This is a genomic window from Paenibacillus sp. IHB B 3084, assembly GCF_001447315.1.
GTDB lineage: Bacteria > Bacillota > Bacilli > Paenibacillales > Paenibacillaceae > Paenibacillus.
In genome coordinates this window covers 19,849-43,561 of record NZ_CP013203.1, presented here as the reverse complement: position 1 = coordinate 43,561, position 23,713 = coordinate 19,849, and the positions used below count along the sequence as shown (strand labels likewise).

Genomic DNA, 23,713 nt, shown 5'->3' with positions numbered 1-23,713 from the left:
AACTAGCGACATTTATCCGTCAAAACATAATTCTCGCGCTAACGTAGCTGGAAAACCTGCTTTCGGTACTGTAGAAAAGGCCAAAATATTTTTGATGATGTGGACAAAAGCTTTGCCGAGGTAAGCTGGGAAGAAGTCGTGAAGCGTAATCCTGACGTGATTGTGATTCTGGATTATGGAGATACCTCGCTGGCGGACAAAGAAAAGCTTCTGCTAAGCAAGCCCGCGCTGGCTGGTGTGGAAGCGATCAAAAACAAACGATTTGTAGTGCTGCCTTTGTCCGCAGCGGCTAAAGGGGTGCGTGCGCCGATTGCGCTGAAAACCTTGGCTTCCGGCCTATACCCGGACAAAGTAAAGTAAACGAACAAAAGATTTGCAAAACATTGACGAACCTTTCCTAAACTGTTAAACTTGCTAATGCGTAAAGGTTACGTTTATCAAACGCTTGTTTTTTTATTATCAAATCGTAATAATTACGGTAGATGGTTTCATGAGAATAAACGACCTGGAGAATCTGCGCGGAGGTAAATCGTTCAGATGGCTCCAGGCTTTTTAAAGGAAAGGGAGATTTGCGTCATGTTATTAGCCTCACTGGAACAAGTTACATTTGGCTACGGGGACGTTCCTAATCTGGTGGATGCCGATGTTGAAATTTTTTCTGGCGAATTTGTGGCCATTACCGGGCCGAATGGGGCTTCCAAATCGACAATGCTCAAGTTGTTGCTCGGTTTGCTTCAACCTTGGAAGGGCAAGGTGTTTATGTCCGACCGTACAGGTGAGGGTAAGAAGCTTGTTGTTGGATTCGTATCGCAGCAAATTGCTGCTTTTAATGGTGGATTTCCAAGTACCATTCTGGAGTTTGTCCGTTCCGGAAGATACACTCATGGCTCGTGGTTGCGCCGTATGCGGCCCGAGGATCATGATCTGACAGAGCAGGCGCTTCGTCAGGTAGGTATGTGGGATTTGCGTCATCGTAAAATCGGCGAGCTGTCCGGTGGACAGAAGCAGCGTATTTGTGTGGCACGAGCGCTTGCTCAGGAATCGGATTTGCTCATTTTGGATGAGCCCACGACCGGAATGGATCAGGAAAGCCGCCATCACTTCTACGATCTGATGAATCAGCAGGTTAAGGAATATGGAAGAACTGTAGTCATGGTTACCCATGGATTATCGGAAGTGCAACATTATCTGGATCGTATTATTGAGCTTGAGAGGAAGGAAGATGGCGGATGGAAATGCTGCACTACGACTTCATGCAGCGGGCATTTTGTGCCGGTGGGGTAATTGCACTGCTGGCCTCGGTGCTTGGAGTGTACCTGATGCTGCGGCGTCAGGCTCTGATGGCGGACATGCTATCGCATGTATCGCTGGCAGGGGTGGCAGCGGGTGCCTATCTGGGCATTAATCCGACGATAACTGGTTTTATCGTAGCTATAATCGGAGCGATTATCGTTGAATACGTCCGCAGGTCTTATAAAACGTACAGTGAGATTTCTGTGGCCATTATTATGGTAGGCGGCCTGTCGACGGCTGTTATTTTAATGAACCTGAATCAGAGTATTAATAAAGGATTTTCCGCTTATTTGTTCGGTTCAGTGGTGGCGGTTAATCAGACAGAGCTGATGTTGATGATCGCAGTGGCTGTGATCGGGGGTATTTTCTTTTTCGTATTCCGGCGTCCTTTGTATCAGATTACCTTTGATGAAGAAACGGCGAAGACAAACGGCCTTCCTGTCAAATCCATTTCATTTGCGTTTAGCATTTTGACAGGGATGATTGTAGCCGCTGCAATGCCGATTGTCGGTGTGTTGCTTGTCTCCTCACTGATCGTGTTACCGGCTGCATTGGCGATTCGAATTGCACCGAGCTTTGCCGCAGCCATCTGGATATCTATGGTGACCGCATTGATCGGGGTATTTTCGGGTTTAACTGCATCGTATGAACTGAGTACACCCCCGGGGGGGACGATTGCCATGGTGCTGTTATTATTCCTGATCGTGGGAATCGGTATTCAAAAGCTGGTCCGCAAGTTGGGTAAGCAGCAGGCTTTCCGGCAGAAGAATGCAGCACGCCAGTGAATGAAACAGTTCGTATTCTGAAAAACCAAACAAATAAAGGAGCTATGAACATGAATACATGGTTCAAAAAATCATTCGTATTGTCTGCGGGGCTGGTACTTATTTTGTCCGGCTGCGGAGCCAAATCTGATAATACAGCTACCAACACTCCCCAAACCGAGCCGAATCAGGCACAAACGACGGACAGCGGCAAAAAGCTGAAAGTGGTTACCACTTTTTATCCGATGTATGAGTTTACAAAGCAGGTCGCTGGAGATCATGCTGATGTAACTGCGCTGATTCCTGCTGGTGCTGAGCCGCATGACTGGGAGCCAAGCGCCAAAGATATGGCACAGGTGAAGGATGCCGACGTTTTTGTATATAACGGTATCGTCGAAGGCTGGGCAGAGCAGGCTTTGAGCAGTGCGTCTAACGACAAGCGTGTTGTGGTTGAAGCAAGCAAAGGGCTGAACCTGATGGAAGGTACTGCTGAGGAGGAAGAAGGAGAAGCGCACGCAGAGGAAGGCCATGCTCACGATCATGTGCTGGACCCTCATGTATGGCTTGATCCAGTCTTGGCCCAAAAGGAAGTAGAGTCCATTAAAGCGGGTCTTATCTCTGCAGATTCTGCAAACAAAGCTGATTATGAGAAAAATGCTGATGCTTACATCGCCAAGCTGAAAGAGCTGGATACCGAGTTCAAAACAGGTCTGAAAGATGTAAAACGTAAAGACTTTATTACGCAGCATGCTGCTTTTGGTTATTTGGCTAAGCAATATGGTCTGACCCAAGTACCAATTGCTGGATTATCTCCGGAGCAAGAGCCTACACCGGACAAGCTGGCGGGTATTATCAAATTTGCCAAAGAAAATAATGTTAAAACGATTTTCTTTGAAACTCTTGTTGATCCGAAGGTCGCTGAGACCGTAGCTACTGAAATCGGTGCAAAAATCGATGTACTGAACCCGCTCGAAGGACTGACGGATGAAGACAAGCAGAAGAATCTCGACTACCTTGGCGTTATGAAAAACAACATGGAGGCTTTGAAAAAGGCCCTGAATGAATAAGACTGTAAACTGACATTGGAACGACTCCGGTGTCAGTTTTTTATGTCTATATAAGCTGAACTCAAAAGTTACCTATCGTGCCACTGCGCATCTGGATGGTGCTTCCCATCGCCCCCGCCCCCGCCCCCGGATTTCTTGAACAAAGCCTATAATGAGGATAGAAATCCGGGGACAAAAGCGACCGCTTCGCTTGTACAGCACCATTCCAGCTACTTCGTTTTAATATGCATCTTTCGAGTTCAAGTTATAAATACACAATAATAAATAAATACCAAATAATGGACTATCAAGATTTAATCGCGGAGTTAGCAGCCTGTCTGTATTTTTTACAAGCTTATCTAGAGTTGAAACATTATAATATAGGCTACATATTCTAAAGTTAAGAATCCTAAAAAAGTAGAAATTGTTAATCAGAACGGGTTCACAAATTCACATGAAAACGGAGTAGGCGGAATGGTGCTGTACAAGAAAGTACCATCCGTCTGCGGAGTGGCACGATAGGTAATTTTTAAATTCAGCTTATATAGTGCTAAGGTTCCAAAGGATACCTAGTACTTTGTGATCTTCACACTACAGGAATGAATTACGTCATTGTGAAACGATTTTTGAAAACTAATTCAATAGTATCTAGTTTGAAATTCCGTTTGTAATCCTATGGTAGCGTTTTTATTTTTACAGATTTTTTCTATTAACTTCAGTTATTATTTCACCGATATTGAAACTTGGATATGCATTTTGTTCAGCAGTCAGCATCTGAATGAAGAAGTACGATATATAAAACGACAGGAGAGATTAACCTTGGCAACAATTATAGTCGTCGACGATTCTTTATTTATGCGATCTGTACTTAAGGATATTTTTTTGGATTTGGGTCACTCTGTTATTGCGGAGGCGGAAAATGGGTATGATGCTGTTTTGAAATACTCGAACCTTCGTCCCGATCTAATCACCATGGATATCAATATGCCCAAGATGGATGGACTTGAGGCTGTTGAAAAGATTATAGGGCTTGATCCCGAGGCTAAAATTTTAATGTGCTCTGCTTTGGGTCAGCAAGAAGCGATTATCAAAGCATTTCAGGCAGGTGCAAAGGATTTTATTGTTAAACCATTTCAAATGGAGAGAGTTGTGAATGCAATCACAAAAATATTTGGTAGTTGATTAATCGGGTTAACCGTACCCATTCATGATGATGGCTGCAATCCATAAGTTGAACAAGAGAGCATTTCTATGACATAGGATTTTAATTTACATAAATATAAAGCATCTTGAAAATGAGTAAGAGGGCTGTGATTTAAATGAATGTGGAGATGAATAGGATGAGCAATCGGGTTTTATCTCAAAAAGTATTTATCGATGAACTGATCACTACGATTAAGAAAGGAGGGCTTGTCCCTGTAAGCTATGAACAGCTCATTAGCGAGCAACGAGAAAGAATAGATGCTCTTAACAGTGAGCTTACCGCGCGTATAGAGGGGATGGAAACGGATTTAATTCCTAATGCGACACACTCCATTCCCTTTTCCAATGGTGAAATTATTTTTCTTGCTCGTTATATTGTACTCATCGGGGACAACACCGAGGGTTACTTTGTTTTTTACAGAGCTGAAGAATGTGAAAGTCCGGAAGAGTATCATTTTATAACAAGCTCATACCAGCTTCCGCATTTGTTACCTGAATTATCTCTTATGTTACAAGAGCATAGTGCTAACAAGCCTGTTGATATTCTGACTTATTGGAATGGCCCAGCCTATCCGTTGAAAAGTTTGAATAAAGAGGATATCAAGCTGTCCACCTACGAATTTTAATCCCGCACTAGCAGTTTAATTCTGGAGAAGTAAGTAGCCGCTGCCGCATTGCGACAATCAGTCTGCCCTCTTCGCCATTTTCAGTAAGCCTCATTTGGAGGGAAGATATTCTAGTCAATCTACTCGATTGTGGGTCAATGTACCTGTCAATCAGAACGTTAAATGGCAAGCCCCTTATCACTTGGAGGCTTGCCACTCTTTTAATATTAAGAACTGTATGGGGTGGACACCTCTGGAACAGCAGCTTTTTCATTGAAACCATTGGTTCTATCTCCGAACAAGCCATAAAGAAATACATCGAAAATCAAAAGAAAGGAGACGGCTAATGCAGAGAACCTATAAATTCCGTCTATATCCAACCAAAGAGGAGCAAGGGTACATTCATTTCGCGCTGGAACGTTGCCGTCTCCTCTATAATCGTTTGCTCGCCGAACGAATCGCTGCTTACGAGCAAACGGGGCAGAGTCTTACCTATTACGAGCAAAAAGCAACGTTGCCAGAGAGAAAACGGTACATACCTGAACTCAAAAACGTCCATTCCCAAGTCCTTCAAAATGTCGTTGAGCGGTTGGATAAGGCGTACCAAGCCTTTTTTCGCCGCGTCAAAAATGGCGAGAAAGCGGGCTTTCCGAGATTCAAGCCTGAAAGCCAGTACAACTCCTTTACCTACCCGCAGAGTGGGTTTTCCATAGAAGGAAAGCAACTTGTGCTTTCCAAGATCGGTGATGTACGCATCCGACTTCATCGGCAGCCGCAAGGAACGATCAAGACGTGTACCATCATGGTTAAGAATGGCAAATATTACGCCTGTTTTTCTTGTGAAGTCGAAAGCAAACACCTTCCAGCATCAGAAAAGCAGATTGGCATTGACCTTGGCGTGTCCCAACTTGCGGTAACATCAGATGGCGAGAGAATAGAGTCACCGAAATTTCTTCGTAAAAGCGAAGAAAAACTGAAACGAAAGCAACGTGCGGTCTCGAAGAAAAAGCGTGGTTCAAACCGCCGGCGTAAAGCTGTGCGCAACCTAGCCAGACTCCATGAGAAAGTAGCAAATCAACGTAAGGATTATGCTCATAAAGAATCGCGAAAGTTGATCAATAAATATGGACTGATTGCCTTCGAGGACTTGAATATACAAGGGATGGTCAAGAACCATCATCTTGCCAAAAGCATTGCAGATAGCGGATGGAATCAACTTATTCAATTCGTGACGTACAAGGCTGAAAGCGCCGGTCGTCAGGTTGTGCAAGTGAATCCATCGGGCACATCGCAGCGATGCTCCAACTGCGGAGAAATCGTCAAAAAATCACTTGCTGTTCGTGTCCATCAATGTCCTTGCGGATACGTTGCAGATCGGGATGAAAATGCAGCTATTAATATATTGAAACTAGCCTTGCAGAACGTATCTTAATCTAACGCAATCAGGCTAGGAACTAGCCTTCAAGGAGGGACGAGGTTACGAGTCCTGATGATTTGAGAAGCTCTCCAATTCTTTGGAGAGAGGTTCACATGAATATTCGTTTACTTCGAACGTCAAAATTTTATTGAATATTACATAGTCTTTGCGGCTGTTGAAAGGGCCCTTGTTATTGGTATGTCTATCAATGGCGAAGAAGGAAGCACCCCGTCCAGCATCTTTAGCGTCATACCACTGAATGAAAGAGGCAAGCTCCTTCTTGCTTATATCAAATTCTTTTTCAAGCCCGTTATCCATAGTCACAACCAGAATTGCACGGTCACCACTCGGCTGTGAGGGTTCGGATGGTTCAGAGGGCTTTGACGGTTCAGACGGTTCGGAAGGTTTAGTTGGTTCAGACGGTTCAGGAGTTGGCGCTACCTCGACAGGTTTAAAGGGAAGTAACGACCCATCAGTATCAATTGCATATATAAATAAATAGTTGGGTGTATTATTTACAAATTCAACAGAGTGCTCTCCTTGAGGCAAGTTTAATTTTTCGTACATGATTTTACGGGCTGCTACGTCACTTCCAGTCAAAGAAAAGTTATTAACCTTAACACCATCTATAATGACATCAATGCTGCTAGAACCAGACCACCAAGTGGTAGAAATTAATCTTAATTTAGTACCTTTAAAATTAAACTTTAGACTTGTTCCAGATTTTTGCCAGGGAGAAGTCCAGGTTATTGGGCCGGTATTATCACGAAACCAATTACCACCAAGATAGGTGATTTCGGGCGTATTCGCTTCATAACGAGACCATCCATCTTCCGGTTTATTAAGGACATCCCCCGTAGCCGCGGCATATATGCTGTGGCTAGTACTAAAAAAGAGAACCATCATCCAAACCATCGTGAATAAAGTTAGCTTTACAAATTTCATAATCATTACACTCCTTTAAATTTTATTTTCTTACCAAGACTACAAAAAATGAAAAGTAATGTCTAAACATTAATGCCTATATTTATAAATAAATGTTTATAAAACCCATATATATTGGAGTTTGGAATATTCTACGTTCCAGGATATAGGCTTTAATGCTATGATGTTCTATTGCATATGGGCTGGAATTACGATTGGGAAGATCCATTTTTTGATGTCAAAGCGTGTTAAATAATCCCCTGAGAGTATCACATTCTCTCAGGGGATTATTTAACATTGATAATCAAACGCATGTTCGCATATAATACAAACAAACGTTCTGATAAGGAGTGAAGGAGCATGCTGGAAAAATACGTGGGACAGATCGTGGAAATCGTGTATATGGACCGAAAGGGCAAGCTGTCTCAGCGACGCATTGAGGTGCATCGTGTGCGGAACGGTTTGATACGGGCCACCTGTTTACAGACAGGCCAGCCACGCGTTTTTCGATTAGATCAGGTACTGGCATGGCATCCGGTAACCAGAACAGCATAGGAGGCGTTTACGATGGGGAAAAAGCTTGAAGGGAACGGCATATGGGAAAGCTCGCGCATGATCTTGCCTGAGCATCGGGATGCTTATTTGCGACTGATGAAGGAGCAGGGGAGACGCGGCAAGCCGACATTGGACGATCAGGAAATGCAGCAGATTGAGCAGGCGATCATCGTTTCCTATAACGAGCGGAAGCCCATTACGCTGCGGGTATTCAATCCATTTGATGACGAGGAGCTGTGCGGGTTTGTGACGGTGATTAACACGAGTCGGCGGGAAGTGAAGCTGTCCCGTGGGGAAGAGGATTTTAGCTGGATTAAGCTGGAGGAAATTATAGAGGCAGATATATAAAAAAAAGTCCGGTAAGTCGGACTTTTTTTTATGTTCGTTCTGTTGGATGAAAATAAGATTGTAGCCGTAGGAATACAGGCTTAAAATGAATCAGTAATCGCAAAAGGAGGGGTTCAGTTTGAAAATAAGTAAAAACAATGCCGAACATTACATATGGGGAGATCAATGTGATGGTTGGCGTTTGGTGAAAAATAAAGATTTGAGTATTATTCATGAGCGTATGCCCGGGAATACACACGAGGTCAGACATTATCACCATCATGCACGCCAATTCTTCTTTATTTTATCAGGTACAGCCATACTTGAAGTGGATGGTGAACGAATCGAATTAGGATCTCAGGAAGGCTGTGAGATTCCTTCTTTGGTCCCTCATCAAATGTTTAACGAAACGAATGAGGATGTTGAGTTTTTGGTGATCTCTCAGCCTGCGAGCAGCGGTGATCGGGTCCTGACTGAAAAATAATATTTCGGCAGACCTAATCAAGCGAAGTTTGACAAGCATTCATTAGTACCGTATAGTGCTAAATATGATGAAGAAAAATAAAACGACGAATCGGGATGTTGTTCTGCACACTGCCACTTCATTGTTCCTGACCCGAGGCTATCATACGACAAGTATGGATGAAATCGTGGCTGTAAGCAACGTATCCAAAACGAACATTTACTACTATTTTAAAAGTAAGGAAGAGTTGCTTTCAGCCATTCTGGATCAACTGATTCAAACATATAACGAGATGATTTATGAGGTTGTTTCGCGTAAGGATCAGTCTGTTCAGGAACGTTTTGAAATCCTTCTTCAACTGCTGACACAACAAGAGACAGATTGTTTGGGCGGCTGTCCATTTATTACTCTTTATACGCAGATGCCCCAGGATAACCCCTTGTTTCGGGATAAAGTCAGCCAATTTTTCCAAAGCCAAATCACCACCGTAGAGATGTTGCTGAACGAGGGAATGAAGAAATCAGAGATTCAGACTGAACTTCCTGCCAGGTCGACTGCCCAATTCATTGTCTCGGCCATTGAGGGGGCACTTTTTCTGCAACATGCAAGCCAGGACCCGAGCATACTAGAAAATTTAAAATTTACTTTAGCGTTTCTGCTAAAGTGATTTTTTTTAATCATCATTAGCACTGATTGGTACTAAAATATAGAAGGCAGGTTATTTTCATGGCACATATTTTCATCACGGGTGGTACAGGCTTTATCGGCATGCATGCGCTACGGCAGCTTTCCCGGGAGGAGCACACCGTTACCGTTCTTGTTCGTTCACAGCAGAAATGGGAACGAATGTGCAGGCAAATGGGTTTGGAGACAGCCTGGCATACCGGGAAATTAACGCCGGTTATTGGTGATTTAAGCATACCCGCTCTGGGGCTGAATCCTTCTGACAGAAAGCGGGTTGAGACCGCAGATGTGGTGATTCACGCAGGAGGTCCGATGGACATTTTGCTGGGAGAGGAGGAAGCGAGAGCGGCTTTTCTACAAGCGGCAGAAGAAATGCTAACTTTGGCTACACATATTCATGCGAGCAAGGGGCTACGACATTTTATCCATTTGGTTGGGTTCAAAAGCCCTTTTAATGATCATAACTGGAATGCCCCGGAGCCTGTCATCGCTCAATTGGAACAAGCACCTCCATACGAGCGTATGAAGTTTCTGGCTGATTTGCATATTCGGCAGGGGGCGCACAGGGAAGGGTTTCCGCTTTCGGTTATCCATTTGAGCGTTGTCATTGGTGACTCTGAGCATGGGGATACGCCTCAAACCGGTGGACTCGGCATTCTCGTGGCTTCTACAGCACGCAAGCTCATGGGTCTCGTTCCCGGGGGGAAGTCTCATTGGCTTCCACTGGTTCACGTAGATCATGCGGCCGAATTTATCAGCGCTCTTGCGAAGGAACCGCGCCCTGCCAATGAAACATACTACTTGATGGATGAAAGGCAACAGAGCCCGACGATGATAGAGCTGGGAACGAATATGGCGAAGGAGCTTCGGGTCCGTAAACCGTTAGGTTCGATTTCACCCGCTTGGCTATCCAAGATACTGGGTACTCCACTTGGTCGAAAGTTGGGTATCCCGAAGGAATCACTCGATTTTATCGTGGACGTGGACTACCCATTAGATGCAACGCGGCGGATTCACCATAAATCCGGGCTGTCACATGCGGTGAATTCCAGCACTTTCCCATTTGTTATTACCGATCTTGATTTTAGAATTATTCATTCCCATGCGGAAACAGATGGATATGTCCGCAGCAGGCGCGGGCCTTTAGCTACACTGGAGCGAAAGGTAGAAAAGGTGGGAAATGATAATCCAACGATAGTGTTTGTTCACGGTACTTTAAGCGGGGCGGATTGCTTGATACCGCTGGCTGAACATTTTCCTGAATCCTCGGTTTGCCTGGTGGATCTTCCCGGCTTTGGACGCTCTCCATACCATCATAAGGAGGATGCACTGGAAGGCCATATTGAATCGTTAGTACAGGCCATTCAGGCTTTTGAAACGCCGATCCGCCTTGTAGGTCATTCTTTCGGCGGACTGCTGGCTGCTAAAGTATGGGAACGCGTACCTGAGCGCATCAGCAGCTTGCATCTGTTGCAGCCTGTATTGCATACCGCTCCACCTAGATATAGGAGTGCACGAATTACGGAGAGTGTGCTGGGCAGGCTCAGCGAGCCAGGCTTGCAAAAGCAATTGCTTTTGCAGACATGTTTTGAGAGCTTGGGAGATATCCCGCCAGCATACGTTACGTATATTCTTGAAGAAATGCGTTCCCCGCGCGTAAGAAAGACGACTGCGGAAACGCTGGCCATGTTAACGAGGTCAAATAGCTTCCAATTCGCTCCCCAAATATACGAAGCACGGTCCAAGGAGAAAGTTTCGATTCTGTGGGGGGGGAAGGATCAGATATATAAGCTGCCTGAGCCATTCCGTTCCTTGCACACGCTGGATATTCCCGCAGCCCATCATTTTCCGATCTCGCAACCGGAACGAACAGCGCAATTGCTAAAGCAACACATATAAATTATGTCTGACTGGTCTTTTCATTAAAAGATATCCTTCGTATCTGCTGGCAGAGCTTGTACGTGATGGAGATAGTATGTAACACGTTGATCGTCCTGAGCCGGGTATTCATAACTATAATGATTCGCCACCTCCAGGGCTACTTCTCTGAATAAGTCACCCATTCTAAAAAGAGTCTGCCACATATGTTCATAATCTGCATCCGCAAACGTTTGGACGTAGGCAGTCCAATGTTCAGGCTCAAGGTGCTGCTCGAAATATTTTCCCTGCTTCCCCGGATCTGCCGCGGAGTCTGTCCGTATACCAATATGCCATTCCAGCATCAAGTGAAGCATATCTCTTACAGGCCGATCCAACATAAATTTGGCATAAGGAAGCTCCCGTCGCCATAATCCTTTAGCCACATAGGTACTGACCCACCAGAACTCGTTACAGGAGTTTGCAAAGGTTTGGGCAGTTGGAGGTACTGTTATATAATCTTGAAGGCTTGGCGGTGGAAAAGGCTCTACAAGTCCGTCTTTATCCAGCAGCAGCACACTTAAGCTGTCTCGCTCCAAATTGGCGATATTATCCGCAGGATAGAGTGTAAGATCAATACGGTTGCCGTCCGTGAATAACATGAGGAAAGCAAAGCGATCACGGTAAGTCGGAATGGGTTCCATGTGTTCATCGGGCGTTTGCATGATAATCAATTCTCCAAAACTGTTGATCCAGCGACGATCCTGAACAAAGCTGTCTACGGAGGATGCGAGAAAGACGATGTCATAATCCTGAAATATATCCCGTGGAGCATGTGGATTGGCACGTGAACCATTCATAATCACGGCACGTACCCGTTCGTTCTCTTGGGCAAATTCGAGAATGGTATGAAGCATTTCATGTTCACTTCTCAAGGAAACAACCTCCTGCAGGTTCGTTTTTTATCTCGAAAAAAAGTTCTACCCTCACATTAGCTCATGAATGAACGCTATTCAACTGTGTTGCCGTGAGGGAAGCGAGGTTTACCTTGCGGTGTTTTTGTAGTAATATAAATTAATCGTAATTATTACTATTAAAAGGGGGTAGCGTAATGCTGGAACAGCTTTATCGGCAAACCATTATGGATCATTACAAGCAACCGCGAAACTATGGCAAGCTTGCAGATGATGACGCTATCGTACTTCCGTATAAAATCCGACGTGTGGAGATGTCATGATTTTATATATGCTGCTGCAAGACGACTGCATTCAGGATATCAAATCGAAGGTTCAGGCTGCTCGATCAGTATGGCCTCCTGCTCCATGATGACCGAACTGGTCAAACGAAAGTCTGTAAGGGAGGTCAGTCAATTGCTGGAACAGTTTACCTCCATGATCAAGGAAGGGGCAGAGCCGGATGAGGATGTGCTGGAGGATGCCGTTTCCTTGTCGGGTGTTCACAAGCTCCGAGGACGTCATAACTGTGCCTTGATGGGCTGGCAGGCTTTGCAAAAATCGCTGGAGCAGCATCCTGTCACCTTGGAAAATCAATTGAAGGAGTCATTAACGTGAGAGAAGATAGAGTAACCCTGGAACTGCCTTCCAAGGCAGAGCGCCATCGGCTGTTCGGCTCGGTGGACCCTATCCCGGGAGATAAACCCACCACGAAGGAATACATGTCTGATTTGCAAAATGAGAAACGCAACTATTTGTTCGACATCGAACAGGTGGGCATTGCCAGAGTAAAGCATCCCATTACCGTGGAGGCGGGGTTGAGCCCTTCGTCACAGGTAAGCATCGGAACCTTTAAGCTGACAACCTCGCTTAATCGTGAGGCTAAAGGGATCAATATGAGCCGTCTGACAGAGCATTTGGAGGAATATCGGCAGCAGGGCGGAACGACGGATTTGGCACAGCTGGCCCGTTTTACGGAAGGTCTGGCTGTGCGGATGAATCAGGAACGGGCCGAGTTGGAGCTGTCGTTCCCCTGGTTCTACGAACGGCGCTCCCCTGTACTGGAAAAGACGGGACTGAACCATGCCGAGACGCTGATCCGAATCAGCTATGAGGCAGGACGGGGGAGTCGTACCGTGGTTGGCTTAACGGTGGCAGTAACCACCTTGTGTCCGTGCTCCAAGGAAATCAGCGAGTATAGTGCCCACAATCAGCGGGGCGTGGTAACTATGGAGGCGCATATAGATGAGCCGGACAAGCTGGAGCAGGATTGGAAGGTCATGCTGCTGGATGCAGCGGAATCCAATGCCAGCGCTCCGCTGCATCCGGTGCTCAAGCGCCCGGACGAGAAGGCAGTAACTGAAAAAGCGTACGAAAATCCGCGTTTTGTCGAAGATATGGTGCGGCTGATTGCTGCCGATCTGGTTGAGCTAGAGGCCGTTCGTGCCTTCACGGTGGAGTGCCGAAATGAAGAATCCATCCATTTGCATGATGCTATAGCGAAAATTTCATACACAAAACCGCACTCCTGATTCTGTCAGGAAGAAATGCAAAAGAACCACAGTGAAAATGGTCGAAATGGCGATTTTTATTGTGGTTTTTTATTCTATTTTAGGAATTAAAAACAGTTTTTGTCCAAAACCCGGTCTTAAATGTCCATGGAATCAGGATATTTATTCCATATAATAAGGAGGTGAATTAATTGAAAATGATTATCAATATCAAAGGAGTGATCGAGTTGCCAAAAGCTACTACTGCTATCTCGCAAAACACCCGTTATCTGGAGAGTCAGGCTGCACGGGAATCCAATGCCAGATCCTACCCCCGCCGTATCCCTATTGCCATCGCCGAAGCAGAGGGCATCCATGTCAAGGATATGGATGGAAAAATCTATTACGACTGCCTGGCCGGGGCCGGAACTTTAGCGCTCGGTCATAATCATCCGGTGGTGATTGAAGCGATAAGGGAGCTGCTGGATCACAAACGTCCTCTGCATACGCTCGATTTGACCACTCCGGTGCATGTGGCCTATGCCGGGTTGCAGCACGGTCATGGTTAAGCAGGCCGAGGGATGAACATACGTGCTGTGCCCGAGCGGTGGAAGGTCGTCATCACGGTGATGCTCGGCACCTTTACGGTTTTGCTGAATAACAGTTCGCTCAACCCGGCGATTCCGTCCTTCATTAAAGTATTTCATACGAACGCTGCTACAGCGAGCTGGCTCATCACTATTTTTCTAATCACGATGGGTATGACGATGCCTTTAACCGGATATCTGGCAGATCGTTTTGGGAAAAAGAAAGTATATCTGAGCGGACTTGCGCTCTTTGTCACAGCTTCCTTGCTCGGCTCGTTATCGTGGGGGCTTACCGCTGTCATCCTCTGTCGGGGACTGCAAGGGATGGCAGGCGGGCTGATGATTCCGTTGTCACTGGCGCTGATTTTTGAAGCCTTTCCCAAGGAGGAACGCGGTAAGGTTACGGGAATCTGGGGAATTGCGATTATGGCGGCTCCGATGCTCGGGCCTACGGTGGGAGGAATCGTGCTATCTCTAAGCAGCTGGCAGGTGCTTTTCCTCATAAATGTGCCAACCGGACTGCTGGGATTGCTACTGGGGATGCGTTATTTAACAGCTGCACGTAGCAATCCGTCGCGCACCTTTGACAGCAGCGGTTTTATAACGGTCACGTTGGGTGTGGGGTTCATTCTGTTTGCGCTGGGCAGAACAACGACAACTGCAGATCTGATTGCCCCGCTGCATATTCTGCTGTTCCTTGCAGGCGCGGCTTTACTGGTTCTGTTTGTGCGAATGGAGCTGGTGAAGGAACAGCCATTGCTGAATGTGCACATTTTCAAAATACGAACCTACAGCTTGAGCGTCATCGTGGCGAGTGTACAAGCGATTGCGATGTTCGGCAGCATTTTTCTGGTTCCGATGCTGGTTCAACATGTGTATGGCTATGACGCCATGATGACAGGACTTGTGTTTTTGCCCTCCGCTATATGTACAGGGTGGTTCGTCACGATAGCGGGCAAGCAATTAGATCGCAAAGGACCAAAAGGAATGATCAGCACGGGACTTATCATCACATGTGCTGCTACGGCGATGCTCGGTATGCTCCAGATGAATTCACCGCTGTGGATGATCTTCGTCCTCATGATGCTACGGGGAATTGGGCTGGGTCTGTCGAATATGCCTGCCACAACGGCCGGGTTGAATGCAATCCCCGATGAGCTGGTAGCCCAAGGCTCGGCAATGAATAATGTGATGCGCAGACTGACCTCTTCGCTTGGAATGGTTGTGATTTCGATTTATTTTGAAGTTCGCAAGGCTCAGCTTCTGGTGGTGGGCTATTCGCTGGAAACGGGAACGCTGCAAGTGGTCAGGGAGGGCTTTATCGGGATGAGTATATTGATTTTACTCACCATTCCCGCCGCTTTTTTCCTGAAGACGCCTGACTTCCTTCGTAAAAAAGGAGCGCGTCGTACATCCAGTGATACCCCGCAAGCGAAAGCACCTGCGGCTACACCCAAGGTTTGAACAGGAAGGGAGAGAAAGAATATACATGCTGACACAATCAACGGAGATTTCCACTATCGCTGGAGAGCTGTCCAAAAGCAGGATCTGGGCGGAGCAAGCGACACTGCGGGCCCTGGTCAACAGCTATCTGCGGGAAACGCGACAATTTGACCCAAGGATCAAAGGGGAAGCACCGAAAATAAAGGTGATTTTACCCCGGATCGGGTTGCAACTGGCGGGAACCCTGCACCATTTCTCTGCAACCGGGCAACATGTGTATGGGAGTGCTTGGTACGAGGAGGAAGAAGGAGGGACGTACAGGCCCCTGGAGATGGATAGAGTTATACAAAGGCTGCTGGACGAGATGAGCTATCAAGCCAAGCCCGAGCAAAGGGAAGCAGAGCAGCAAAAGATGAAACAGCGTATTCGTAACAGTATGCACAAAATGACACTCTTTATGGATCACCATGTGAAGACCACAGGCGAGAGCAAGCCAAAGTCTCTCTCCGGTACAGAAGCCCATCTGACGTATGTACGTTCGGAGCAGTCTTTGCTGATCGGACACCCTTTTCATCCTTTTCCGAAAAGCACGGAGGGTTTTGCCGATTATGAGCTTCCGTTATACAGTCCCGAGATGGGTGCGGCGTTTCCGCTGTATTATTTCGCGGTTCATGAGGATAACGTGCAGGAGGAATGGATTGGTGAAGAGTATCGCAAGGATGCCATTGACCCGTCTGTGCGGCTCCATGCTCGGCGTCAATGGGGAGAGGAGTTGGCGCGATATCGCATTTTGCCCATGCATCCATGGCAGGCCGAACAGGTGTTGCGACAATCCTGCATTCAAAGTTTGATACGTCAGCGGGTGTTGATTCCTTTGGGCGCGCTAGGTCCTGTCGTTTATCCGACTTCTTCGATACGAACAGTATGGGATTTGAAAACCGGAAACGGCTATAAGCTGCCGCTGCATGTGCGGATTACCAATCTGGTACGTGACAATACACAGGAACAGGCTCGGCGTACTTTGGATGCTGCGAAGGTCATTCATGAGCTTTCAGCCGACTGGTCGTCCCATACCCAATCCGAGTCCTTCAAGGTGCTGACAGAAACGGGATACAGCCGCGTATGCTTCCAGCCGAATGAGGTAGCGAAGCGAACGGAGAATCCAGAGTCTGCTAAGGATGCAGAGCTTTCACAGGTCACCACGACTGATGCAAAGTATGACGCAGGACATGAGCATAGCGTGGCGGCAACAGAACGAGAAACAGCGACGATTCAAGAGCTGGAGCAATTGTCTGACCAGTTTACGGTTCTTTATCGACCGATGGACCTGAACCCTGAATCCACCTATGTAGTGGCTTCCTTGCTGGAGTCGTTGCCGGGTGAACAGGAGCCGCGGCTTATCGGGGTGATTCGGGACAATTACCCGAGTAAAAACGGAGAACGGCCTGACCTGTTAGCTTGGCTGGAGCGGTATCTTCACATATCCATGGTGCCTATGCTGCGTTTGCTTGCGGTGAAAGGTATCGCCTTCGAAGCCCATGTACAAAATTCGCTTCTATCCCTACAGGATGGATGGCCGGAATGCTACTATGTGCGGGATTTGGAGGGTGTAAGTATTGTGCGTGAACAGGCCGAGGCAGCCGGATGGGTGGGTTCACTGATTGCTAAGGACAGTCCCGTATTGTACGGCGCAGAAGAGCCGTGGATGCGTACCCGTTATTATTTCTTTGTTAATCATTTGGGGGCATTGATTCATGCCCTTGCGGTTCATGATCAGCATAGTGAGCAGGAGTATTGGAGGGTGGTACGCAAGGTGTTGGAGCAATTACAGGAACAAGCTGCAAGCTCTTGCCCCCGTCTAGCCGCCTATATCCAAGATTTATTGACCGCACCTACGCTGCCTGCCAAAGCCAATTTTACAAGCTGCTTTCAATCCAGGGGGGATACGCCTTCGTTTATCCTGATCCCTAATCCAATTCATTTTCGTGAGGTGACTTCATGTCTGTAACTAACATTTCGGATCATAAATTTTCCACAAGCAATCTTTCTACAGCTTCCGCCAGCCATGCTTCGACCACTCAGCGCTTCATTCAGGCGCTCCGCTCGGATACCTTTATGCAGGTCGAGCAGCGTATTATCCGTCAACTGATTCAGGCATTGCTATATGAAGAAATTTTGCCTTATGACACGCATAACGATTCCGTGGATAACGGCGATCCATATTTTATATTGTCCGGCAAGGACATTACAGGTCGCCCTGTCCAATACCGTTCTGTCGGAAAACGGATGAACAGCTTTGGGCGCATTCGGCTGGTTCCTGTGCCGGTCATACGGGTGGGGACAGACGGGAACGAAACGTCGGCCACGCTGGCGGATTTTGCAAATGAAGTCCTCAGCACCGCACAGCAGGGTGAACGACTTCAGCGCTTCATCGAGGAATTGGAGCAAACTCTACTCAAGGATGTACAGGCGCAAAGCTCTTTCAACGCGCCATTTCTGGCGGATGACCAGCGTCGATATGATGAGCTGGAGGGCAATTTGGGGGACGGGCATCCCTACCATCCATGCTATAAATCCAGAATCGGCTTTACGCTGGCAGATAATGAGCTGTATGGTCCCGAGTTCAAGCAGCCGCTCCGTCCTCTTTGGCTGGCCATCGCCAAAAGCCATAGCCGGGCAGGGCAGTCGCAGGCGATTGAGTATGAAGCATTTATTCGCCAAGAGTTGGGAGAAAGCGAAGTTGCACGCTTCCAAGCCTTGTTAACCAGCTACGGTCAGCAACCGGAAGCCTATCGCTTCATGCCTGTCCACCCGTGGCAATGGCAGCAGGTCATTTTGCCCCGGTTTCATCAGGAGCTGGCGGATCAGCGGATCGTATGGCTCGGTGAAGCGAGCGATGTGTATCAGGCGCAGCAGTCGATCCGCACATTGTCCAACCGGACGACACCGGAGCGCGCGTATGTGAAGTTGTCCCTGAGCATTACGAACACCTCGACCAGTCGGATCATGGCTGGACATACGGTGCTGAACGGAGCGCTTATCACGGACTGGCTGTATGGGTTGCTGGAACACGATGAATATGCTGCTCAGCAGGGATTCTTTGTTTTGCGTGAGGTTTTGGGTATCACGTATGACTATGAGCAGCTGCCCGAATACCGTCAGGCGAAAACCTACGGCTCACTGGGGACGGTTTGGCGGGAAAGCATTCACGGGTATTTGCAGCCGGATGAGGATGCGATTCCTTTTAACGGACTATGTTATGTGCAAAAAAACGGGGTACCGCTTATTGATCCGTGGGTACAGCAATTCGGCGTAGAGGAATGGACACGGCGTGTGCTGGAGGCCACGATATCGCCGATTATTCATATGCTGTTTGCGCATGGAATTGGCATGGAATCCCACGGTCAGAATATCATTTTGATCCACCGGAACGGGCAACCGACACGGGTGGCGCTTAAGGATTTTCATGATGGTGTCCGGTTTTCCGTGAAGCATCTGACAGAGCCGGAGAAATGCCCCGATCTTCATCCTGAGCCGCCAAGTCATGCCCGGATTAACCGCAATTCGTTTATTAAAACGAGCAATCCGGACGATGTGCGCGATTTTTCCTACGATGCTTTTTCTTTATTGCAGCCGCCGAGCTGGCGATGTTCCTGGCGGAGCATTATCAGTTGGACGAGCAGCGCTTTTGGGAAATGTCCGCACAGGTTATTCATGATTATCAGCGCCAGCATCCTCAGCATGAGGAACGATTCCGTCTGTTTGATTTGTTTGCCCCGACTGTACAGATTGAAGAATTGATGAAACGGCGGCTGCTTGGGGATGAGGACCTTCATTTCAAATCGGGAATGAATCCGCTGTATGCCTACCGGGAGCCGACATGCTGACTGTAAATCGGCTTCAGGAGAAGCTGCGGACAGGACAGGAGGTCGTTGGCCTCATTGCTTCCATCCCGGCGGCGCTTACGGTCGAAATGATCGGACATGCCGGATATGACTTTGTGATCATTGATATGGAGCATGTCATGATCAATCCCGAGACGGTGGAGCATATGATCCGTGCTGCGGAAGCCGCACAAATCACGCCCTTGGTGCGTGTGCCTGAAGTCGATGCGAAGGAAATACTGCGCGTACTGGATAGCGGAGCGCAGGGGATCGTTGTTCCGCATGTGGAGAGCAGGGAGCAGATGGAGATGTTGGTTCAGGCTGCTAAATACAGCCCGGAGGGCAAGCGAAGCCTGAACAGCGGCAGACCTGCCGCATTTGGCAAAGGAAATCTGGTGGACTACATGAAGCGAGCTAATGAACAGATTATGCTGGTGCCCATGATTGAGAGCGGATTGGGTGTGGAACGCATCGCGGATATTTTGTCTGTACCGGGCATTGGCATGGTGCTGGAAGGAGCAGCGGATTTATCCCAATCGTACGGGGTACCGTGGCAGACCGATGCTATGATTGTACAGAAGGGGCTACAGCGGGTCTTTGAAGCTTCACGGGAAGCAGGTATTCCGTATTGCGCCATTCCGCGCAGGGACGGGGAATACAGCGTATGGCTGGAAAAAGGGGTTCATGCCTTCGTACTGGGTGATGAGCGGGGAATTGCTTTTCGCGCCTTGCAAAAAAGAAGGTCTGACCTACGCTAGCTCTTAACATAAAGGAGGAAGAACATGAGTCAGCAGCTTGTTTCAGCATTATCTGGAGGACGGATCGTTCCGTATGTGGAAAAACTTATCCAGCAAACACGGGAGCGAGAGCAGCAGCCGGTATGTGCATATATATATGACCTGGGCGCACTGAGAGAACGGGCACAACGTTGTGTGAGCAGCTTGCCCGACGATTGCAGTTTGTTTTACGCAGTCAAAGCCAATCCCGATCCTCAATTGATCGCCAGCCTGCTTCCCGTCGTAAAGGGCTTCGAAGCTGCATCTATTGGAGAAATTCGGACTATTCGTGAAGTGTCAGCCGACGTGCCGATTATTTTTGGAGGTCCAGGGAAAAAGGACGCTGAAATTGAGGAAGCGTTAGAGCGAAAGGTGATGCTGATTCATGCCGAAAGTCTGCATGAGTTGCAGCGTATCGGCTGGATCGCGGAGCGTAGACAGCAGCGTGTATCTATTTTGCTGCGTATTAATTTGCGGCGTACCTTGCCAGAGGCGAGCATCACGATGTCCGGTCGGCCCACTCAGTTTGGTATCGACGAAATTCAGGTGCCGGAAGCGATCCGACTGGCCCAAAGACTGTCGTATGTACATTTGGAGGGCTTCCATATGCACTCTCTGTCCAACAATCTGGATGCCCGGCTGCATGCACGAATGGTCGCTACGTATTTGCAGTGTGTGCAGGGCTGGATTCAGGAGCATGAGCTATCCATCCGCTATCTGAACGCGGGCGGCGGCTTTGGCATTTCGTATACCGATCTGGCGCGCAGGTTCGAATGGGATGATTTTATGGAGGAATTGCATCAAGTGTGGGAGGAATACCGCATGCCCGGCATCCAGCTCATTTTTGAGTCCGGGCGCTATATGGTGGCGCACTGCGGGTATTATGCGGCAGAAGTGATCGACCTCAAAACAAATCATGACCAGCATTACGCCATTATTCGTGGGGGAACGCATCATTTTCGATTGCCAGTGTCATGGCAGCACAACCAGCCTTTTGATGTGATTGCTGTTGACGATTGGCAGTATCCTTTTCCGCGAACAGAGCGGCGACAAACAGCGGTGACCATCGCGGGTGAGCTTTGTACGCCCAAGGATGTGCTGGCGCATGAAGTGTATGTAGAGCATTTGCGGATTGGGGATGTTCTGCTGTTCCACATTGCGGGAGCCTATGGCTGGACGATTTCCCATCATGACTTTCTCAGCCATCCCCATCCGCATTTTTACTATATGGATCGTGCAACGGGCGCGGAGGATATAGAGGCTACAGAGACAACAGGGAAATATATCTAACATAAATCTAACATAAAACACTAACATGAAGGAGGAAATAATCAATATGAAATCCACATCAAGCACGACCCCGGTACTTTCATCCGAAGAAACAACGCTTTTGCAGAAGAAAAAGCAGGCTGAAAACCATGTCATGCAGGATCTCATCAATACATTGCTGGCGGAAGGATTTTGGGAGCATGCCGATGTTGAACTGTTGTCTATTCCGCAATGGCAAAGCTACTATACTGCTGTCCATCCCGAATTAGGCGAGCTATTTGCTTTTGCCGATTCTGAAGCTATTGCGAATCCAAAGGGAGAAGCACCTCCCAACGGTCGTTCGGTCAGCCTTTACCGCTGGTGGGTGGATCGGGAGCAGGAGCACAGTCTCGTTTTTCCTGTACAAGCTGCGGTGGTTCAACCCTATCGCTATCTACAGTCGAGTGGTGTGTATGAAATTCGGCGGTGGTCAGAGGCTGGTGGGTTTGGTGCAGAATTGCTTCACCCCGTAACGCTGATGCAGCGTGTGATTGAGGGATGTCTGGATGAAGAATACCGCCAACAGGAGGGAGTGGGAAGGTTTGTCCAGCTACTGGAGCAAACGATTGAACAGACCACATGGTCGCTGGATAGCGGACTGACGGATGAAAATATACTGGAGAAATCGCCCTCGGAGGCTTTTCAACAACTGGAACGATATTCTTCGCTGCGTGATCGTCCGTTTCACCCCGCATCCAAGGCCAAAACAGGCTTGAACGAGGAGGACTATCGCCAATATATCGCTGAATTTGGGCAAGACATTACACTGAGCTGGGTGGCGCTCCGAAAGGATGCGGTGATGACCGGAGTGGGAATCGCACAAGGGCCTCATTTTACGGAAACAGAAACAGTAGCAGCGACAGTCGAATCGGACACACAGCGCCCATACGATGGACAGCAGCCGGACGACCTTCTCCTGTCCATTTCCGAGCGTGAGCTAGTAGAGCAGGAGATGCAGGAACGCGGATTAGCGGCGGATTATATTGCAATCCCCGTTCACCCGTGGCAGCTCACGTATATGCTACCCCGGCATTTGCATGCCGAGCTGGCGGGCAAAGTATGGATTCCACTGGAAGTGAAGGCTGGAGTTTTTCAGGCAACCTCATCTGTACGCTCTTTGTCTCCCAAGGAGGGCGGTCCGAATTATGTGAAGCTCCCGTTGGGCGTATTTTCGCTGGGGGCATCCCGCTATCTTCCTGCAGTGAAGCTGATTAACGGGGATCGCGGACAAGCCATGTTGCAGCAAGCCAAGACACGTGACCCGCAGCTTCAGGAACGCTTGTTTTTATGCGATGAAGGCTCCTGGTGGGCCTATATGCCGGAAAATGGCAGCCTGTATGATGATCCACCCCGGCACCTGGCTGCGATGGCGCGTATTTATCCGCATGAATTGATCCATGATCCGGCCGTTCGCCTTATCCCCATGTCTGCGTTGGCCGCAAGCCAGCATCATTTTTTCCGGGAATGGGCCGCTGAGCGTGGACTTCCGGACACGGCAGAATCGGTAAAACAACTGTTCGGTGAAGTGTGCTCGACATTTTTTGAAATCATGCTGCGCTTGTATCGGATCGGGCTCATGCCTGAAATCCATGGGCAAAACTGTGTGCTGGTTTGGAAAAATGGCAAGATCGAGCACATTTTGCTGCGTGACCATGACTCGGTGCGTCTGCATCTGCCCTGGCTGACAGAGCAGGGGATTGCCGATCCTGAATACCAAATCCGGCCCGGATATTCCAACAGTCTGTACAATGAAACACCGAAGAAATTGCTGTTCTACCTGCAAACCCTTGGTATTCAAGTCAACCTGTACGCCATTATAGATACTCTTTCCGGTGTTTATAACATAGACGAGCCATCCCTGTGGTCAGTACTAAGGCATCAATTGGAAGAAGCAATTCAGCACGTGCCTTTCAAGGCTGCCGTTCGTCAGGAAATCGAGCATATTTTATTTGAAAAGTCGGACTGGCCTCTCAAGCTGCTGGTTAAACCTTTACTGGAGCAGTCCGGTGTACCCGGCAGCATGCCATCTGGTCAAAGTCGTATACAGAACCCGTTTCATCATTTATAAGCTTGAGCGCAATTCCATTTTGCAAAATCCGACCCAGTCTATATATAATGAAAAGAGTTCTCATAG

At 47.9% G+C, this 23,713-nt stretch carries 23 protein-coding genes and 3 pseudogenes; 24 read left to right on the top strand and 2 right to left on the bottom strand.

The features are described 5' to 3' along the window. Positions 1-75 precede the first annotated feature (75 nt). The 8 genes and pseudogenes from ASL14_RS00220 to ASL14_RS00185 all read left to right on the top strand — a co-directional run. A pseudogene (locus ASL14_RS00220) lies at positions 76-360 on the top strand (ABC transporter substrate-binding protein); the annotation flags it as partial. Between the two features lie 216 nt (positions 361-576). After that, complete coding sequence (locus ASL14_RS00215; RefSeq protein WP_134909819.1) at positions 577-1,284, top strand: metal ABC transporter ATP-binding protein; 708 nt, start codon at positions 577-579, stop codon at positions 1,282-1,284. Beyond that, positions 1,230-2,078, top strand: a complete 849-nt coding sequence (locus ASL14_RS00210; RefSeq protein ID WP_134909817.1) for a metal ABC transporter permease — start codon at positions 1,230-1,232, stop codon at positions 2,076-2,078. Before ASL14_RS00215 ends, ASL14_RS00210 begins: the two co-directional genes overlap by 55 nt. Before the next feature lie 50 nt (positions 2,079-2,128). Next, the gene (locus tag ASL14_RS00205; RefSeq protein ID WP_134909815.1) at positions 2,129-3,124 is read left to right on the top strand and encodes a metal ABC transporter substrate-binding protein; all 996 of its coding nucleotides are present in this window, start codon (positions 2,129-2,131) and stop codon (positions 3,122-3,124) included. 798 nt (positions 3,125-3,922) lie between these two features. Further along, a complete protein-coding gene (locus tag ASL14_RS00200) occupies positions 3,923-4,285 on the top strand; it encodes a response regulator (RefSeq protein WP_025683614.1) in 363 nt (120 codons plus the stop codon). 158 nt (positions 4,286-4,443) lie between these two features. Then, complete coding sequence (locus tag ASL14_RS00195) at positions 4,444-4,932, top strand: hypothetical protein (protein ID WP_134914315.1); 489 nt, start codon at positions 4,444-4,446, stop codon at positions 4,930-4,932. Positions 4,933-5,069: 137 nt separating this feature from the next. Continuing rightward, positions 5,070-5,258 carry a transposase gene (locus tag ASL14_RS29425; protein ID WP_223264145.1) on the top strand — a complete coding sequence of 63 codons (189 nt, stop codon included), beginning with the start codon at positions 5,070-5,072 and terminating at the stop codon, positions 5,256-5,258. Then, entirely contained in the window at positions 5,258-6,343 is a 1,086-nt protein-coding gene (locus ASL14_RS00185; protein WP_134909813.1) for an RNA-guided endonuclease InsQ/TnpB family protein, read from the top strand. The genes ASL14_RS29425 and ASL14_RS00185 overlap by 1 nt, the downstream gene beginning before the upstream one ends. A gap of 45 nt (positions 6,344-6,388) precedes the next feature. On the opposite strand, the gene ASL14_RS00180 is transcribed toward ASL14_RS00185, so the two are convergent. Next, complete coding sequence (locus ASL14_RS00180) at positions 6,389-7,273, bottom strand: hypothetical protein (protein WP_134909812.1); 885 nt, start codon at positions 7,271-7,273, stop codon at positions 6,389-6,391. A gap of 339 nt (positions 7,274-7,612) precedes the next feature. Between ASL14_RS00180 and ASL14_RS00175 the strand changes: the two genes are divergently transcribed. From ASL14_RS00175 to ASL14_RS00155, 5 genes are all read left to right on the top strand, one after another. Beyond that, a complete protein-coding gene (locus ASL14_RS00175; protein WP_014281351.1) occupies positions 7,613-7,807 on the top strand; it encodes a hypothetical protein in 195 nt (64 codons plus the stop codon). 12 nt (positions 7,808-7,819) lie between these two features. Beyond that, positions 7,820-8,155 (top strand): YolD-like family protein, encoded by a 336-nt coding sequence (locus ASL14_RS00170; RefSeq protein ID WP_025683611.1) that lies wholly within the window; start codon positions 7,820-7,822, stop codon positions 8,153-8,155. Between the two features lie 118 nt (positions 8,156-8,273). Further along, the gene (locus ASL14_RS00165; RefSeq protein WP_134909810.1) at positions 8,274-8,618 is read left to right on the top strand and encodes a cupin domain-containing protein; all 345 of its coding nucleotides are present in this window, start codon (positions 8,274-8,276) and stop codon (positions 8,616-8,618) included. 64 nt (positions 8,619-8,682) lie between these two features. After that, complete coding sequence (locus ASL14_RS00160; RefSeq protein ID WP_223264144.1) at positions 8,683-9,264, top strand: TetR/AcrR family transcriptional regulator; 582 nt, start codon at positions 8,683-8,685, stop codon at positions 9,262-9,264. Positions 9,265-9,323: 59 nt separating this feature from the next. After that, complete coding sequence (locus ASL14_RS00155; protein WP_134909808.1) at positions 9,324-11,180, top strand: alpha/beta fold hydrolase; 1,857 nt, start codon at positions 9,324-9,326, stop codon at positions 11,178-11,180. Positions 11,181-11,203: 23 nt separating this feature from the next. Here the strand turns inward: ASL14_RS00155 and ASL14_RS00150 are convergent, their stop codons facing one another. Then, positions 11,204-12,073 (bottom strand): aminoglycoside 6-adenylyltransferase, encoded by an 870-nt coding sequence (locus ASL14_RS00150; RefSeq protein ID WP_134909806.1) that lies wholly within the window; start codon positions 12,071-12,073, stop codon positions 11,204-11,206. Between the two features lie 176 nt (positions 12,074-12,249). Between ASL14_RS00150 and ASL14_RS29175 the strand changes: the two genes are divergently transcribed. The 11 genes and pseudogenes from ASL14_RS29175 (at position 12,250) to ASL14_RS00105 (ending at position 23,647) form a co-directional block, all read left to right on the top strand. Further along, the gene (locus tag ASL14_RS29175; RefSeq protein ID WP_335338610.1) at positions 12,250-12,375 is read left to right on the top strand and encodes an iron-sulfur cluster assembly scaffold protein; all 126 of its coding nucleotides are present in this window, start codon (positions 12,250-12,252) and stop codon (positions 12,373-12,375) included. Next, positions 12,323-12,709 (top strand): iron-sulfur cluster assembly scaffold protein, encoded by a 387-nt coding sequence (locus ASL14_RS00145; protein WP_335338609.1) that lies wholly within the window; start codon positions 12,323-12,325, stop codon positions 12,707-12,709. The genes ASL14_RS29175 and ASL14_RS00145 overlap by 53 nt, the downstream gene beginning before the upstream one ends. After that, positions 12,706-13,623, top strand: coding sequence for a GTP cyclohydrolase FolE2 (gene folE2, locus ASL14_RS00140; RefSeq protein WP_134909804.1), 918 nt, complete (start codon positions 12,706-12,708; stop codon positions 13,621-13,623). The genes ASL14_RS00145 and folE2 overlap by 4 nt, the downstream gene beginning before the upstream one ends. 176 nt (positions 13,624-13,799) lie before the next feature. Continuing rightward, positions 13,800-14,111, top strand: a pseudogene (locus ASL14_RS00135) (aminotransferase class III-fold pyridoxal phosphate-dependent enzyme); the annotation flags it as partial. Positions 14,112-14,162: 51 nt separating this feature from the next. Then, positions 14,163-15,632 (top strand): MDR family MFS transporter, encoded by a 1,470-nt coding sequence (locus tag ASL14_RS00130; protein WP_134909802.1) that lies wholly within the window; start codon positions 14,163-14,165, stop codon positions 15,630-15,632. A 25-nt stretch (positions 15,633-15,657) separates the two neighbouring features. After that, positions 15,658-17,619 (top strand): IucA/IucC family protein, encoded by a 1,962-nt coding sequence (locus ASL14_RS00125; RefSeq protein WP_134909800.1) that lies wholly within the window; start codon positions 15,658-15,660, stop codon positions 17,617-17,619. After that, positions 17,610-19,172: pseudogene (locus ASL14_RS00120) on the top strand (IucA/IucC family protein); the annotation flags it as partial. The gene ASL14_RS00125 and the pseudogene ASL14_RS00120, both read left to right, overlap by 10 nt. Before the next feature lie 86 nt (positions 19,173-19,258). Next, on the top strand, positions 19,259-19,498 hold the full coding sequence (locus tag ASL14_RS28740; RefSeq protein ID WP_237171605.1) for a ferric iron reductase: 240 nt from the start codon (positions 19,259-19,261) through the stop codon (positions 19,496-19,498). After that, positions 19,492-20,253, top strand: a complete 762-nt coding sequence (locus ASL14_RS00115; protein ID WP_134909799.1) for an HpcH/HpaI aldolase family protein — start codon at positions 19,492-19,494, stop codon at positions 20,251-20,253. The genes ASL14_RS28740 and ASL14_RS00115 overlap by 7 nt, the downstream gene beginning before the upstream one ends. 24 nt (positions 20,254-20,277) lie before the next feature. After that, the gene (locus tag ASL14_RS00110; RefSeq protein ID WP_134909798.1) at positions 20,278-21,561 is read left to right on the top strand and encodes a type III PLP-dependent enzyme; all 1,284 of its coding nucleotides are present in this window, start codon (positions 20,278-20,280) and stop codon (positions 21,559-21,561) included. A gap of 46 nt (positions 21,562-21,607) precedes the next feature. Next, the gene (locus tag ASL14_RS00105; RefSeq protein WP_134909796.1) at positions 21,608-23,647 is read left to right on the top strand and encodes an IucA/IucC family protein; all 2,040 of its coding nucleotides are present in this window, start codon (positions 21,608-21,610) and stop codon (positions 23,645-23,647) included. The last annotated feature ends 66 nt before the right edge of the window (positions 23,648-23,713 follow it).

What these genes read in the sequence shown, in the direction of transcription:
- ASL14_RS00195 (WP_134914315.1), top strand. Translation starts at nt 4,444, where the DNA reads ATGAGCAATCGGGTTTTATCTCAAAAAGTATTTATCGATGAACTGATC.
- ASL14_RS00180 (WP_134909812.1), bottom strand. Translation starts at nt 7,273, where the DNA reads ATGAAATTTGTAAAGCTAACTTTATTCACGATGGTTTGGATGATGGTT.
- ASL14_RS00170 (WP_025683611.1), top strand. Translation starts at nt 7,820, where the DNA reads ATGGGGAAAAAGCTTGAAGGGAACGGCATATGGGAAAGCTCGCGCATG.
- ASL14_RS00160 (WP_223264144.1), top strand. Translation starts at nt 8,683, where the DNA reads ATGATGAAGAAAAATAAAACGACGAATCGGGATGTTGTTCTGCACACT.
- ASL14_RS00205 (WP_134909815.1), top strand. Translation starts at nt 2,129, where the DNA reads ATGAATACATGGTTCAAAAAATCATTCGTATTGTCTGCGGGGCTGGTA.
- ASL14_RS00125 (WP_134909800.1), top strand. Translation starts at nt 15,658, where the DNA reads ATGCTGACACAATCAACGGAGATTTCCACTATCGCTGGAGAGCTGTCC.
- ASL14_RS00210 (WP_134909817.1), top strand. Translation starts at nt 1,230, where the DNA reads ATGGAAATGCTGCACTACGACTTCATGCAGCGGGCATTTTGTGCCGGT.
- ASL14_RS00215 (WP_134909819.1), top strand. Translation starts at nt 577, where the DNA reads ATGTTATTAGCCTCACTGGAACAAGTTACATTTGGCTACGGGGACGTT.
- ASL14_RS00185 (WP_134909813.1), top strand. Translation starts at nt 5,258, where the DNA reads ATGCAGAGAACCTATAAATTCCGTCTATATCCAACCAAAGAGGAGCAA.
- ASL14_RS00145 (WP_335338609.1), top strand. Translation starts at nt 12,323, where the DNA reads ATGATGACGCTATCGTACTTCCGTATAAAATCCGACGTGTGGAGATGT.
- ASL14_RS00155 (WP_134909808.1), top strand. Translation starts at nt 9,324, where the DNA reads ATGGCACATATTTTCATCACGGGTGGTACAGGCTTTATCGGCATGCAT.
- ASL14_RS29175 (WP_335338610.1), top strand. Translation starts at nt 12,250, where the DNA reads ATGCTGGAACAGCTTTATCGGCAAACCATTATGGATCATTACAAGCAA.
- ASL14_RS00130 (WP_134909802.1), top strand. Translation starts at nt 14,163, where the DNA reads ATGAACATACGTGCTGTGCCCGAGCGGTGGAAGGTCGTCATCACGGTG.
- ASL14_RS00115 (WP_134909799.1), top strand. Translation starts at nt 19,492, where the DNA reads ATGCTGACTGTAAATCGGCTTCAGGAGAAGCTGCGGACAGGACAGGAG.
- ASL14_RS00105 (WP_134909796.1), top strand. Translation starts at nt 21,608, where the DNA reads ATGAAATCCACATCAAGCACGACCCCGGTACTTTCATCCGAAGAAACA.
- ASL14_RS28740 (WP_237171605.1), top strand. Translation starts at nt 19,259, where the DNA reads ATGTTCCTGGCGGAGCATTATCAGTTGGACGAGCAGCGCTTTTGGGAA.
- ASL14_RS00110 (WP_134909798.1), top strand. Translation starts at nt 20,278, where the DNA reads ATGAGTCAGCAGCTTGTTTCAGCATTATCTGGAGGACGGATCGTTCCG.
- ASL14_RS29425 (WP_223264145.1), top strand. Translation starts at nt 5,070, where the DNA reads ATGTACCTGTCAATCAGAACGTTAAATGGCAAGCCCCTTATCACTTGG.
- ASL14_RS00175 (WP_014281351.1), top strand. Translation starts at nt 7,613, where the DNA reads ATGCTGGAAAAATACGTGGGACAGATCGTGGAAATCGTGTATATGGAC.